This window comes from Lysobacter tyrosinilyticus (genome assembly GCF_054779815.1).
This window is the reverse complement of record NZ_BAAGXN010000001.1, coordinates 125,819-139,135: the sequence shown is the minus strand read 5'-3', so window position 1 is coordinate 139,135 and position 13,317 is coordinate 125,819. Positions and strand designations below refer to the sequence as shown.

Here is a 13,317-nt window from a genome sequence, read left to right as displayed (position 1 = left end):
GAGCTGGCCATGAATCTCAAGACCACACTTCTCAACACCGCCATCCTGATCGCGCTGGCGGTCTCCACGGCGCGGGCCCAGCAAGCGCCCGCGACGCAGCCCCAGTGCGACGCCGACGGCTGCCGCACCGAGCAGGGCCTGGTATTCCGCGTGCGCAGCTACGGCGAAAGTCGCCCGGCGGAGACCGGCACGAGCGCTTCCGCCCTGCAGAGCAACCGTCGGGTGCAGGTGGTTACCAACGAAGCCCACCGCGGCAGCAGCGAAGTCGCCGAAGACGGGCGTGCCAGCATCGCCGGCCGCTTCGCCATCGACCTGCCGGGCGGTGGGCTGATCTGGGCGACCGAAGATCCCACGCTCGGCCCGCCGCTGCTCAACGTGCAGGCCGGCAGCACCGCGCCGTACGAGAACGGTCGCGTGCTCAAGCCGGTGCATTTCCACGGCTACAGCAACTACGCCGCGTTCTTCGCGAAGCTCGAAGTGACCGTGTATCGCGGCAGCGATCACGACCGGGTCACGCCACTGGCGACGATCGCGATGCCGGTGGCCAACGTCGGCGACGCCGAATGGGACGGCCAGTTGCCGGCGGGTCTCAACCTGCAGGCCGGCGACGAGCTGCTGTACGTCGCGCGGGCCTACGCCAGCGACGGCAGCTTCGACGAAACCACGCCGCAACGCATCCAGCTGGTGACGCCCGCCGACTACGAGCGCGGCGCGCAGGTGCTGCGCAACCAGGCGCAACGCACGCTCGGCCAGAGCGTGGACGCCGACACCGCGCAGACGCTCGCGATTACCCAAGCGATCTACGGCCAGAACGGTTTGGCGCGGCAGAACATCGCCATTCGTGGCTCGCGCGTGCGCATCTACGGCCGCGACATTCCGGCCGGTGCGCAACTCAGCATCAACGGCCAGCGCTTCCCGATCGATCTGGAGCGCAAGTTCGCCGCCGAATTCCTCGAGCCGGTCGGCGCGCACCGCTACAACGTGCAGGTGCAGCCGGAGCAGGGCGCGCCGCTCGAGAAGGCACTCGATGTCGATGTCACCGGCCGCTACCTGTTCCTGGTCGCACTGGCCGACGTGACGCTGTCGCAGAACAGCGCCAGCGGCAACGTCGAACCGCTGGTGGGCGACGAGCAGTACGACGACGGCTTCCTCAGCGAAGGCCGGCTCGGCTTCTATCTGAAGGGCAAGATCATGGGCAAATACCTGGTCACCGCGCAGGCCGATACCCAGGATCGCGAGCTGCAGCATCTGTTCGACGGCTTCCTCGAAGCGACGCCGCAGGATGTGTTCCGTCGCCTCGATCCGGACCAGTACTACCCGGTGTACGGCGACGATTCGACCACTACCCGCGACATCGACACGCAGGGCCGGTTGTACGTGCGCGTCGACTGGGATCAGAGCCAGGCGCTGTGGGGCAATTTCCTCACCGGCATCAATGGCACCGAGTACGCCCAGTACAACCGCGCGCTGTACGGCGGCGCGCTGAGCTGGCGTTCGCGCGGCACCACCGCCTTGGGCGATCCGCGTTCGTTGCTGAAGGTGTTCGGTTCCGAAGCGCAGTCCGCGCCCGGGCACACCGAGTTCCTCGGCACCGGCGGCAGCCTGTACTACCTGCGCCACACCGACGTGCTGCCCGGTTCGGATCAGGTCGTGCTGGAAATACGCGACCACACCACCGGTCGCACCGAGACACGCGTGGGCCTGCAGCGCGGCAGCGATTACGAGATCGACGAACTGCAGGGCCGCATCATCCTCACCCGTCCGCTCGCGCAGATGACCCGCGAGAACCTGCGCACGCTCACCCGCGACACGCCGCTCGATGGCTACGACCAGCTGCTGCTGGTCGACTACGAATACATCCCCAGCGGCTTCGATGCCGATCACGTCACCCGTGGTGTGCGCGGCAAGCAGTGGCTCGGCGATCACTTCGCCATCGGCGGCACTTATGTCGACGAGAACCGCGGCGGCGATGATTACTCGCTCAAGGGCCTGGACGTCACGCTGCAGGCCGGTCGCGGCACGTATCTCAAGGCCGAACAGAGCCGCACCGAAGCCACCGCCGCGCCGATCTTCTACTCCGACAACGGCGGCCTGAGCTTCCTGCAACGCAATCCGCTGATCGCGGCGCGGCGCGGTGATGCACGCGCGGTGGAGGCGCGTGCCAACTTCAAGGAGCTGGGTTGGACCCAACGCGACTGGAGCGTGGGCGCATGGTGGCGCGATGTCGATGCGGGCTACTCGGTGTCGCGTTTCGACAACGGCCTGGGCATCGAGGAATACGGCGCCGAGTTCCTGGGCTGGTTCAGCGACCGCTTCAGTCTGTACGGACGTTACAGCCGCGCCGAACGCGGCGACGACGTGCTCGAACAGCAGCAGCTGACCGCCGACTGGCGCCTCACCGATGCCGGTCGCCTCGGCCTGGAGCTGCGGCATGTGCAGGAACAGCATCCGTCCGGCGACATCGATGCCACGCTCGCGGCGATCAGCTATCGCCAGCGCATCGGTTCCAGCCTGGAGCTGTACGGCACCGGTCAGCTCACCGTCGACGACGACGGCGGCGCGTACGACAAGAACAACCTGGTGACGCTGGGCGCCAAGTATCTGTTCGGCGATCGCTCCAGCGTCGGCGCGGAAGTGAGTTCGGGCAGTCGCGGCCATGGCGGCAAGCTCGACGGCGAATATCGGCTCAGCCCGGATCACACGCTGTACGGCGCGTATCGCTACAGCACCGACAGCACCTCACGCGATCCGCTATTCGACAGCGCGCTGCAGTCCGGCTGGACGCTGGGCCAGCGCTGGCGGCTCAACAACCAGGTGAATCTGTACAACGAGAGTCAGTTCCTCAAGGACACGCGCACCGATGCCAGCGGCATCGCGCATACCTTCGGCCTCGACTTCTATCCGGCGCCGGGCTGGAACCTGGGGTTCACCGTGATGGATGGCGAGCTCGATGGCAGCAGCGGCCAGGTCGACCGACGCGCCTACAGCGTGAGCGGTGGCCGCACCGATCCGCGCACGCAATGGGCGAGCAAGCTCGAGTACCGGCGCGATCGCGGCGCCGAACAGCGCACGCAATGGGTCACCACCAATCGCCTGTTCTTCCGCGTCAACGACGACTGGCGTCTGGCCGCGCGGCTCAACTACGCCGATACCGACGACGATCTGAATCCGGCGGCGAGCGCGAAGCTGGCTGAAGGCAATTTCGGTTTCGCCTGGCGTCCGCATGACAGCACGCGCTGGGCCGCGTTCGGTCGCTACACCTACCTGTACGACGTGGCCTCGCTCGGCCAGGAAGGCGGCAACACGTACGACCAGCGTTCGCAGGTGCTGTCGTTCGAAGGCATCGTCCAGCTCGACGAGCGCTGGGAACTCGCCGGCAAGGCCGCGAGTCGCTGGGGCGACTACCGCACCGGTCGCGGCGCGGGGCAGTGGCTGGACAGCCGCGCCGACTTCGCCGCGCTGCAGGCGCGCTATCACCTGATCGCGCAGTGGGAAGGCCTGGCTGAGTACCGTTGGCTGAAGGTGCGCGACGGCGGCACGCGCCAGGGCGGATTGATCGGACTGGATCGTCAGCTCGGCGAGAACTTCCGCGTCGGCGTCGGCTACAACTTCACCGACTTCAGCGACGACCTCACCGATCTGGACTACGACCACCACGGTTGGTTCCTCAACCTGGCGGGGTATTACTAAACCCACGGACCGTTGTAGAGCGGAGCTTGCTCCGCTGCTCTTGCTCTTCAAACGAGCCCGTCAAAGCAGCGGAGCAAGCGCCGCTCTACAAGACATCCAGGCTCATTGGCCAACATAAAAAAGCCCCGGCCGATCGCCGGGGCTTTTCGTATTGCAGCGAGGGGACGCGTTACTTGCGCCGGACTTGCACCGACTTGCTCGTGTTTGCCGTGGCGCCGCCGTTGTCGGTCACGGTCAATGTCACCGTGTAAGTGGCTGCGCGCGCGTAGGTATGCACCGGATTGACCGCGGCCGACGAAGTGCCGTCGCCGAAATTCCAGTTGCGCGAAGCGATCGTGCCGTCGCTGTCGCTGGAAGCATCGGTGAAGGTCGCGACCAGCTTGTTGGTGGCCACCGTGAAGTTCGCAGTCGGCGGCGCATTGCCGGTGCCGCTCACGCTTACCGTCTTGGTCACCGTGCTGGTCGCGCCGGCGTTGTCGGTGACGGTCAGCGTGACGGTGTAAGTCCCCGCCGCCGCATACGTATGCGACGGATTGGTGCTGGGCGAGGTCACGCCATCACCGAAGTTCCAGCTGCGCGAGGCGATCGTGCCGTCGCTGTCGGTCGAGCTGTCGGTGAACGTCGCGGTCAGGCCGCTGGTGATGAAGCTGAAGTTCGCCACCGGCGGCACATTCGTCGGCGTGCCCTTGGCGTTGCAAGTGCCGGTGAAGGTGTCGGTGTAGCTGTTGTCCGACGGCACGAAGTCGCCGGTGTAGCCGGTCGCGGTCAGGGTCAGCTTCAGCACACCGTGGGTGTTGGCGTTGCTGGCTTCGAGCAGGCCGCTGCTGCCGGTGATGCCGTAGAACGCGCGGCCGCCGGTGCCGACCAGGATCTGGCGCAGGCCGTCGCTCTTGGCCACCTTGCTGCCGTCCATCTTGGCGTAGCGTTGGTAGTTGTGGTCGTGACCGACCAGGACCAGATCGGCATGCGCCGCATACAGCGCGTCGTACAACGGCTTCACCTGGCTGTAGCCGGTGTAGTTGCCCACGCTGATCAGCGGATGGTGGAAGTACGCGGCCACGCACGGCTTGGCGGTCGCGGCGAGATCCGCCTTGAGCCAGTCGATCTGGGTGGTGGCGACGGTGCCGCCGGACATGGTGTTGAGCGCGATCAGGTGCCAGTCGCCCACGTCGTAGCTGTAGTAGCCCTTGCTGCGATCGCCGGCCGGGCCGGTCTGGTTGCCCACGCCGTTGAAGTAGTCGAAGTAACCACTGGCATTCGTGGTGTTGTAGTCGTGGTTACCCGGCGCCGGGCTGGTCAGCGTCTTGAAGCGGCCCCACGTCGGGTTGTAGTTGTTGTTGTATTCGGTCAGGGTGCCGCTTTCATAGGCATTGTCGCCGGCGGTGAACACCGCCGTTGGGTTGATCGCGACGATCTTGTCCGACGTTCCCTGGCATTTGGTCCCACTGCTGTCGCAGATGTCGCCGGCGCCGGCGACCACGACCGAGGTCAGTGCCAGTGCCTGGGTGCCGAAGCTGTAGCTGTCGACCTTGTAGCTGCTGTCGGCGCTGCCGAAGTACGGCTGGATGTCGACGCAGGAGCCGCGCAGGGCGCGTGCGGAGAAGCGGCGATCGTTCCACTTCTCGCCGGAGAACACATAGCTATCACCGCCGGAGCTGCGCAGCACCAGCGAGTCGTAGCTGTGCAGTTGCAGATCGGCGAAGTTGAGGCGGATCCACTTCGCGTTCGGCTCGCACACGCGCGTGGGCGCGGCGGCGGCGGCAAGCAAACCTTGCGTCGAAAGCGTGCGCGTCTGTGCGCTGTCTTCGGTCAACTGCAGGATGCGCTGCTTGGCCTGCACCGTCGGTGCAGCTGCCAGCGTGAGCGCGAACAACGCCGTGCCGTAACGGCACCAACGCTTGAACATCATGTCCATCGGAAATCCCCGGGTTCGAGATGGGAGGAAGTACCAACCGCACCTGCCCCGGCCCGGGGGCAGGGCACGGATGGTGCAAAGCGGGCCGTTACAGGAACGTGACCGGAACCGCGGTTGGTGCTTTGCAGCACCGTTTGTAGAGCGGAGCTTGCTCCGCTGCTCTTCGCAGGCGGCCCCTGCACCGAGCAGCAGAGCGACAGGGCAGCGGAGCAAGCTCCGCTCTACAAAGCGTCACACGCGATCGGTATAACCCGACGCGCCGATTCGGCATGCAGTGGCAAGGCCGTTGCATGCGCGCCGCCACCACCGCACATTACCGCTCCCTTCGCCAACTTCCGCGCGATGACCGACCGCAACCGCCGCCGCCTGCTGCTGGGTCTGTCCGCGACGGCCGTAGCCGTGGCGACGCCGTGGCTGTGGCGTCGCTGGCGCGGACATGCGTCGCACGTGCACGGCGAGGTCGCGACAAGTACGGTCGCCGCGCCAACAGCCAACGCCGCCGCACCGTTCCAGCAACCGTTGCGCATTCCTGGCACCGAAGGATTGCTTGCTGAAATGTCGGCGTCGCAACCGTTGACGCTGCGCGCCCAGGTGGCGAACTTCCCGGTTTTCGTCGGCCCCACCACGCCGGTATGGCATTACGCGGGCGAGCACGCCAATCAACGTGCGGCCAATCCGCTGCTGCATGCGGTGCGCGGCGACGTCCTCGAAGTCACCCTCGTCAACGCACTTGCCGAAGACACCACCATCCACTGGCACGGCCTCCAGGTCGACGAGGCCAACGATGGCAGCGGCCTGCATCCGGTCGCGGCGGGGGCGCGGCGTGACTACCACTTCCGCATCGATAACCGCGCCGGTTTGTACTGGTACCACGCACATCCGCACGGCCGCACCGGCCTGCAACTGCAGCATGGCCTGGCCGGATTGCTGCTGGTGGAAGACGACGAGGAGCGCGCCCTACGCGAACACCTGCAATTGAAGTGGGGCGAACGCGACCTCCCGCTGCTGCTCGCCGACAAGCAGGTCGCCGCCGACAACAGCATCGGCTACAAGCTCGGCGCCGACGACTGGATCGGCAACCGCATGCTGGTGAACTGGACGCCGGAGCCCTTCCTCGAAGTCGCGCCGGCGCTATATCGCTTCCGCATCGCCAATGCCTGCAACGCGCGCATGCTGCGCCTGGCCTGCATGCACGACGACCAGATCCTGCCGATGCAGCTGATCGGTACCGACGGTGGTCTGCTCGCACGCGCCTGGCCGATCGAAGACGTATTCCTGGCACCGGCGCAGCGCATCGACGTGCTGGTCGACTTCAGCCAGCTGCCCGCAGGCGAACGCGTCACCCTGCGCAGCCTCGACTACGTCGCGATGGAAAACGAAGACGAATCCGGTGCGTTCGTGCCCGACCCGATGGGCGACCATCCCGGCGCCGCACCGATGGGCGCGCCGCTGGAGGTGATGCAGTTCTGCGTCGCCGGGTGTGCCGGACAAACCGCATCGACTCCTGCGCCACGCACGCCGGCGGCGATTCCCGACACGCTCTCGACATTGCCGCCACCGCCCGACACCCAGGACTGGCCGGTGCGTGCACTGCGCCTGAGCATGGATGCGGACGGGATGTGGTTCATCAACGACCACAACTTCCACCGCGACGGCCATGCGCCGATCTTCGCGGTGAAGCGCGGCACGCGCGAAGTCTGGGAAGTGCGCAACAACATGACCAGCATGCCGCACCCGCTGCACGTGCACGGCTTTCCGTTTCGCGTGGTCTCGCGCAGCATCAGTCCGGCCGATGTGCGTGGCCGCCAGGTCGCGCCGGGCGGCCTGGGTCCGCAGGATCTGGGCTACAACGACACCGTGGTGGTGTGGCCCGGTGAGATCGTGCGGCTCGCGTTCGACTTCAGCCAATCCTGTACTGGCACGCAGCACTACATGATCCATTGCCACAACCTCGAACACGAGGACATGGGGATGATGGTCGCCTTCGCCGTCGAGGACTGACGTGCCCCTTTCGCCATCTGCCAACGGAGTTGCCATGTCCCGCGTTCCGCTCGTCCTCGCCTTGTCACTCGCGCTTGCCGCCTGCCAGTCCCCGCAGTCTTCCGAACCGAAGCACGTGACCGCGCTGGAGACCGAGCAGCAACGCATCAGCTACATGGTCGGCACCGACGTCGCGCGCAATCTCGAACCGATCAAGGACGAGATCGACCTGGCCATCGTCGACCAGGCGATCCGCGACACGCTCGCGGGTCAGCCGCCGCTGCTCGACAAGGCCGCGCTCGAGGCCACGCGCGAGACCTTCACCACCCACCTGCGCGAGAAGCGCGAAGCCCAGCAAAAGGCTCTGGCGGCGAAGAACCTGAGCGAAGGCCAGGCCTTCCTCGCGCGCAATGCGAAGCAGCCCGACATCCACACCACCGCCAGCGGCCTGCAGTACCAGGTGCTCACGACGGGCAGTGGCGCGAAGCCGGCCGCGGACGCGACCGTACGCGTCAATTACATCGGCAAATTGCTCGACGGGCGCGAGTTCGAGAACACCTACGCGATCGATCACGCGGCCGAATTCCCGCTCACCCAGCTCATGCCGGGTTGGCGCGAAGGCCTGACCCTGATGCCGGTGGGCAGCAAGTACCGGCTCTGGATCCCGGCCGCGCTCGCCTATGGCGAACGCGGTGTGCCCGGCGCGATCGGTCCGAATGCGACGCTGGTGTTCGACGTCGAACTGCTGGCGATCGCGGGGCAGGGCGCGCCGTAGTCAACCGGCGCGCTCCATGACTCGAGGGCGCGACCCTACTTCACGGCCACGCTCTTGTTATCCGTGGTGGCGCCGAACCACGCCATGTGTTCCTGCACCACGCGCCACTGGAAGTTGTAGGAACCACTCTTGGTCGGAGCACGGACCTTGAACTTGAAGGTAATGCTCTGGCCCGGGCTCACGACGGACGGCACTTCGACGCGATTCGAGCCCCAGATGGCGTTGTCGTCCGGATTGCGCGAACCCAGCTTGTAGCCGTCGGCTGCCCGTTCCGGCGCCTGCATACGGAAGAAGAATTTCCCGGAACCGGCATAGGCCTGGCGACCGTCCAGCGGATCGTGCACCGGCATGGCGGCCGTTTGTCGGTGCAGGCCGAAGTCGGCAGGGGGGCGGAGTTCTTCTTCACCCTGTGAGTTAATTGGTGGCGGGTGTTCCGACGAGTGGCCGCCGCCGCGACCGCGCAATAGGCGTGCCGCCGTGACGTCTGCACTAAGATGGTGCAATGACGGCCCCCACCCTGCCTCCGGATTGCACCAGCCTGGCCACGCCGATCGGCTGGACCGACGCCGCGGGCACACTGGTCGGCGGCAACCCGGCACTCGCCCGCTGGCTGGAAGTGAGCAGCCGGCGCCTCCCCGGTCTGCCATTGGCCGCGCTGGAAGTGGACGGCGACGTCCTGGCCCGGGCGCTGTCCGAAGCCTCGGCCGATCCGAACGCACCGCGCGACTTCGCCCGATTGCGCCGGCTGGCGCTGGCGTTTCCCGGGCACGACACGCCCCGCTTCGCCGACGTCACCTTGGCGCGGACCGAGACCGGTTGGCTGTTCGAGGCGCATCCGGTCGAGGAATTTCCCGGCGAGGATCCGGCGGTGGCGTTGCCATCGGCCCTGTCCGCCGCGCTCAAGGGCCTGGCGCATGAACTGCGCAATCCACTGGCCGGATTGAAGGGCGCCGCGCAGCTGCTGGCGCGCCGCATCGCCACCAGTAGCGAGGACGATCGCGATTCGCGCGAACTGGTTGCACTGATCGAGGCCGAAGTCGCGCGCCTGGCTTCGTTGCTCGACCGGCTGTTGTCGCCGACGCCCGCGCGACCGCATGAGTCGCTCAACATCCATGCCGTGCTCGAACGCGTGCTGCGCCTCGCCGAAGCCGATGCTGGTTGGGCGGTCAAGCTCGTTCGCGACTACGACCCGAGCCTCCCCGAACTCACCGGCGATGCCGACCGGCTCACTCAGGCGGTGTGGAACCTGGTGCGCAACGCGATCGAAGCCGGCGCCGCCAACGTGACCCTGCGCACCCGCGCCGAACACGGCGCGCGCATCGGTGACGAGCCGCATTCGCTGGCGCTGCGCCTGGAGATCAGCGACGACGGCCGCGGCGTGCCGGAAGATCTCGCCGAACGCCTGTTCCTGCCACTGGTCTCGGGGCGCGCCGAAGGTACCGGCCTCGGTCTCGCGCTCGCGCAACAGGTCGCGCGCGAACACCGTGGTTCGCTGGTGTATCGCTCGCGCCCGGGCCACACCGTGTTCACCGTGCTGCTGCCGATGCCGATCGGAGACGAAGCAAATGCGCCTTGAGCGCGCTTGCTTTGTAGAGCGGAGCTTGCTCCGCTGCTTCGCGCTTTTGCGATCGCGAAGAGCAGCGGAGCAAGCTCCGCTCTACAAGGCCAAAGCTTCGCGTCCTGCGAGTAATTTCAATCTCCCGTCAGCGCCATGACTTCGACCAATCACCATTCCGCCCGCATCTGGATCGTCGACGACGACCGCAGCGTCCGCTTCGTACTTGCCACCGCACTGCGCGACGAGGGCTACGAAGTCGACGGCTTCGAGAACGCCGCCGATGCGCTGGCCGCGTTGCGCACGCGCCGGGCGCCGGATCTGTTGTTCACCGACGTGCGCATGCCCGGCGACGACGGCCTGGTGCTGCTGGAGAAACTCAAGGCCGCGCATCCGGACCTGCCGGTGATCGTGATGAGCGCGTATACCGACGTCGCCAGCACGGCGGGCGCGTTCCGTGGCGGTGCGCACGAGTTCCTGTCCAAGCCGTTCGATCTCGATGATGCGGTCGCGTTGGCCGGTCGCACGCTGCCTTCGCGTATAGATGTTTTGCCTGCACACGGAAGTGCGGGTATGGGATCGGAGCCCGCACTGGTCGAAGCCGCTCCCGAGGCCGACACGGAACTGGTCGGCCCGCACCTAGTAGGCATGGCACCGGCAATGCGCGCGCTGTTCCGCGCTATCGGGCGTCTCGCCCAGGCGCCGCTATCGGTGTTGATCACCGGCGAAACCGGCACCGGCAAGGAACTCGTCGCTCGCGCCCTGCATCGCGAATCGCCGCGCGCCTCCGCGCCATTCGTTGCGCTCAATACCGCGGCGATTCCGTCGGAATTGCTGGAGAGCGAGCTGTTCGGCCATGAAGCCGGCGCCTTTACCGGCGCCACGCGTCGTCATCTCGGCCGGTTCGAGCAGGCCAATGGCGGCACGCTGTTCCTCGACGAGATCGGCGACATGCCACTGCCGCTGCAAACGCGGCTGCTGCGCGTGCTGGCCGAAGGCGAATTCTTCCGCGTCGGCGGACGCGAGCTGATTCGCGTCGATGTGCGTGTGATCGCGGCCACGCATCAGGATCTGGAAGGCCTGGTCGCCGAGCATCGCTTCCGCGCCGACCTGCTGCACCGTCTCGACGTGGTGCGGCTGCGCCTGCCGCCGCTGCGCGAGCGGCGCGAGGATATACCGCTACTGGCCACGCGCTTCCTTGCCGCGGCCGCGCGCCGTTTCGACATGCCGGCCAAGCGCTTGGGCAAGCCGGCAATGGAACGCCTGCTCGCGCACGACTGGCCCGGCAACGTGCGCGAACTGGAAAACCTGTGCTGGCGCCTGGCTGCGCTCGCGCCTGGAGAGCTGGTCGGCGTCGCCGATGTCGAAGCGGCATTGCCGTCTCGCGCTGCAGGCACCGCTGTCGCTGCCACGGGTGCGGACTGGGACGTCGCACTGGCGCACTGGGTGCATGCGCAACTCGAAGCCGGCCATGAAGACATCCACACCCGGGCACGCGAACGCTTCGACCGGATTCTCCTGGAAGCCGCACTCGAGCACACCGGCGGGCGCCGCAGCGAAGCTGCCGCCCGGCTCGGGCTGGGTCGCAACACGCTCACGCGCAAGCTGGGAGCCGGGCGAAAGCGCAGTTGATTGATCGACACACGGGGCAAAGCGCCTTTGCGCTAGATTCGGGCCCTCGTGCACTCATGGAGAACCTGCATGCGTATCGCGCCCTTCGTCCTCGCCATCCCTGCCATCGCGCTCGTGCTGGCGGCGTGCACCACCACCGCGCCCGCGACCTCGTCGATGTCGGCAGCGACGCCATCCCGCGCCGCCACCCCTGTCCGCACGGTGCCGCTGGCGCGCGGCGCGAGCATCACGCTGGCGCCGGCCTCGGGCAGCCTGGTCAGCGGCAAGCTCAGCGCGCTGCCGATTGCCGGCGGCGTGCGCATCACGGGTGAGATCGGCGGCCTCGCGCGTGGCAGCACGCACGCGATCCATATCCACGAGAAGGGCGACTGCAGCGCGGCCGATGCGACCAGCGCCGGTGGCCACTTCAATCCCGCGCAGCAGCCGCACGGCCGCGCCGGCAGCGGCCCGCACCATGGCGGCGACATGGATAACTTCGTCGCCGACGCCAATGGCGTGGCGCACGTGGACGTGCAGGCGTTCGGCGTGACCCTGGGTGGCGGCGCGACCAATATCGGCGGGCGTGCGATCGTCGTGCACGCGATGCCGGACGATTACACCAGCCAGCCCGCAGGCAATGCGGGTGCGCGCGTGGCGTGTGGGGTGATCCAGCTGACGCCGTGATGCTTCGAGGTCTTTGACGACGTAGCTCGGCAGGGCGGGTCTTGACCCGCCGTCGGCGCGCGAAAAGTCTGAGAGCGGCGGGTCAAGACCCGCCTTACAGCTGCGTGTCGCCCTCGGCGCAGTGCACGAAATTCACCGCCACCCCATGCGCGCCCAGCACCGCGGCGATCTGGCGCTGGCGAGCTTCGAATTGGCCGTGCAGGAAGCTCAGGCGTTCGCGTACCTGGGGATCGCTGCAGTCCGCGTCGGGCGCATAACGCTGTTTCCACGCACGCGGTTCGAATAATGCGATGCGCGCTTCGCCATCGGCGTAATGCACCAGCGGTTCCGGCGGTGCATCGAGCCAGGCTTCGCCGTCGGGTTCGAGCAATGCGGTTTCCAGCACCGGCCACAGCGGCGCGAGACCCGCGTGTTCGTACTGCAGCGCGGTCATCGCGGCCAGATCGTGCGCGGTGAGGTAGCGCGCGTGTTCGATCTCGAGGCCGAACGACTCCTGCGCGGCGAGTGCTGTGCCTGCACCGGCCATGCCGCGTTCAATCAATTCGCGTTCGAAGCGGTCGCCCACGCCGGTCACGACGGCGGCATCGCCGCCGAGCACGAAGGGCACCAGCCGCAGCGGTCCGCCGAAGTAGTCCGCTGACGGCGCCAGCGCGCCCGGCAGCTGATCCGCGTGTGCGCCGAAGGCGAGCACCCGGCCGCTGGCGTCGCCCGGCGCGCGGGCGGCGAGCTGGTCGAGTTCGCGGTGCAGGGCCCAGCCCGGGCGCAGCAGTTCGACCGGGTCGTAATGCGCGCCGACCGTCACCAGCTGCAACTGCGCGGCCTCGGGCGCGAAGCCGGCCAGATCGTGCGCGATCAGCGCGGCGAGTTCACCCGCCTCGGCCTGGGTCAGCTGCGCGCGCGCTACCGCGGCATCGCCACGCAGTTCCAGCGCCAGCATGCCCAGCACATGCAGCAGCGGCGGGGCGTCGGGGTGGGCGGCGTCGGCAGTCATGGGGGAGGCAGTCTCGTGGTCCGTACAGTTGGTCGCGCCCGAAGGCGGCGCTACACTCGCGACCATTATCACCGTCCGCAAGAGTATGGCGGGCGGCGACGCTCACGACGAGGCCG

At 67.3% G+C, this 13,317-nt stretch carries 9 protein-coding genes; 7 read left to right on the top strand and 2 right to left on the bottom strand.

Annotation, left to right across the window (positions count from 1 at the left end; translation table 11 throughout):
* Positions 1–9 precede the first annotated feature (9 nt).
* Positions 10–3,690: a hypothetical protein gene (locus ACYVGK_RS00600; protein ID WP_460731285.1), complete on the top strand. Its 3,681-nt coding sequence runs from the start codon at positions 10–12 to the stop codon at positions 3,688–3,690.
* A gap of 169 nt (positions 3,691–3,859) precedes the next feature.
* Here the strand turns inward: ACYVGK_RS00600 and ACYVGK_RS00595 are convergent, their stop codons facing one another.
* The gene (locus ACYVGK_RS00595) at positions 3,860–5,596 is read right to left on the bottom strand and encodes a PKD domain-containing protein (protein ID WP_460731284.1); all 1,737 of its coding nucleotides are present in this window, start codon (positions 5,594–5,596) and stop codon (positions 3,860–3,862) included.
* A gap of 351 nt (positions 5,597–5,947) precedes the next feature.
* On the opposite strand from ACYVGK_RS00595, the gene ACYVGK_RS00590 reads away from it, so the two are divergent.
* The 6 genes from ACYVGK_RS00590 (at position 5,948) to ACYVGK_RS00565 (ending at position 12,210) form a co-directional block, all read left to right on the top strand.
* On the top strand, positions 5,948–7,606 hold the full coding sequence (locus ACYVGK_RS00590) for a multicopper oxidase family protein (RefSeq protein ID WP_460731283.1): 1,659 nt from the start codon (positions 5,948–5,950) through the stop codon (positions 7,604–7,606).
* Positions 7,607–7,640: 34 nt separating this feature from the next.
* On the top strand, positions 7,641–8,360 hold the full coding sequence (locus ACYVGK_RS00585) for an FKBP-type peptidyl-prolyl cis-trans isomerase (protein WP_460731282.1): 720 nt from the start codon (positions 7,641–7,643) through the stop codon (positions 8,358–8,360).
* Positions 8,361–8,446: 86 nt separating this feature from the next.
* Positions 8,447–8,773 (top strand): ATP-binding protein, encoded by a 327-nt coding sequence (locus ACYVGK_RS00580; RefSeq protein WP_460731281.1) that lies wholly within the window; start codon positions 8,447–8,449, stop codon positions 8,771–8,773.
* A gap of 89 nt (positions 8,774–8,862) precedes the next feature.
* Positions 8,863–9,936: a two-component system sensor histidine kinase NtrB gene (locus ACYVGK_RS00575; protein ID WP_460731280.1), complete on the top strand. Its 1,074-nt coding sequence runs from the start codon at positions 8,863–8,865 to the stop codon at positions 9,934–9,936.
* 135 nt (positions 9,937–10,071) lie between these two features.
* Positions 10,072–11,547 carry a nitrogen regulation protein NR(I) gene (ntrC, locus tag ACYVGK_RS00570; RefSeq protein ID WP_460731279.1) on the top strand — a complete coding sequence of 492 codons (1,476 nt, stop codon included), beginning with the start codon at positions 10,072–10,074 and terminating at the stop codon, positions 11,545–11,547.
* Positions 11,548–11,616: 69 nt separating this feature from the next.
* Positions 11,617–12,210, top strand: a complete 594-nt coding sequence (locus ACYVGK_RS00565) for a superoxide dismutase family protein (protein ID WP_460731278.1) — start codon at positions 11,617–11,619, stop codon at positions 12,208–12,210.
* 94 nt (positions 12,211–12,304) lie between these two features.
* Here the strand turns inward: ACYVGK_RS00565 and ACYVGK_RS00560 are convergent, their stop codons facing one another.
* Positions 12,305–13,201 (bottom strand): hypothetical protein, encoded by an 897-nt coding sequence (locus ACYVGK_RS00560; RefSeq protein ID WP_460731277.1) that lies wholly within the window; start codon positions 13,199–13,201, stop codon positions 12,305–12,307.
* Positions 13,202–13,317 lie beyond the last annotated feature (116 nt).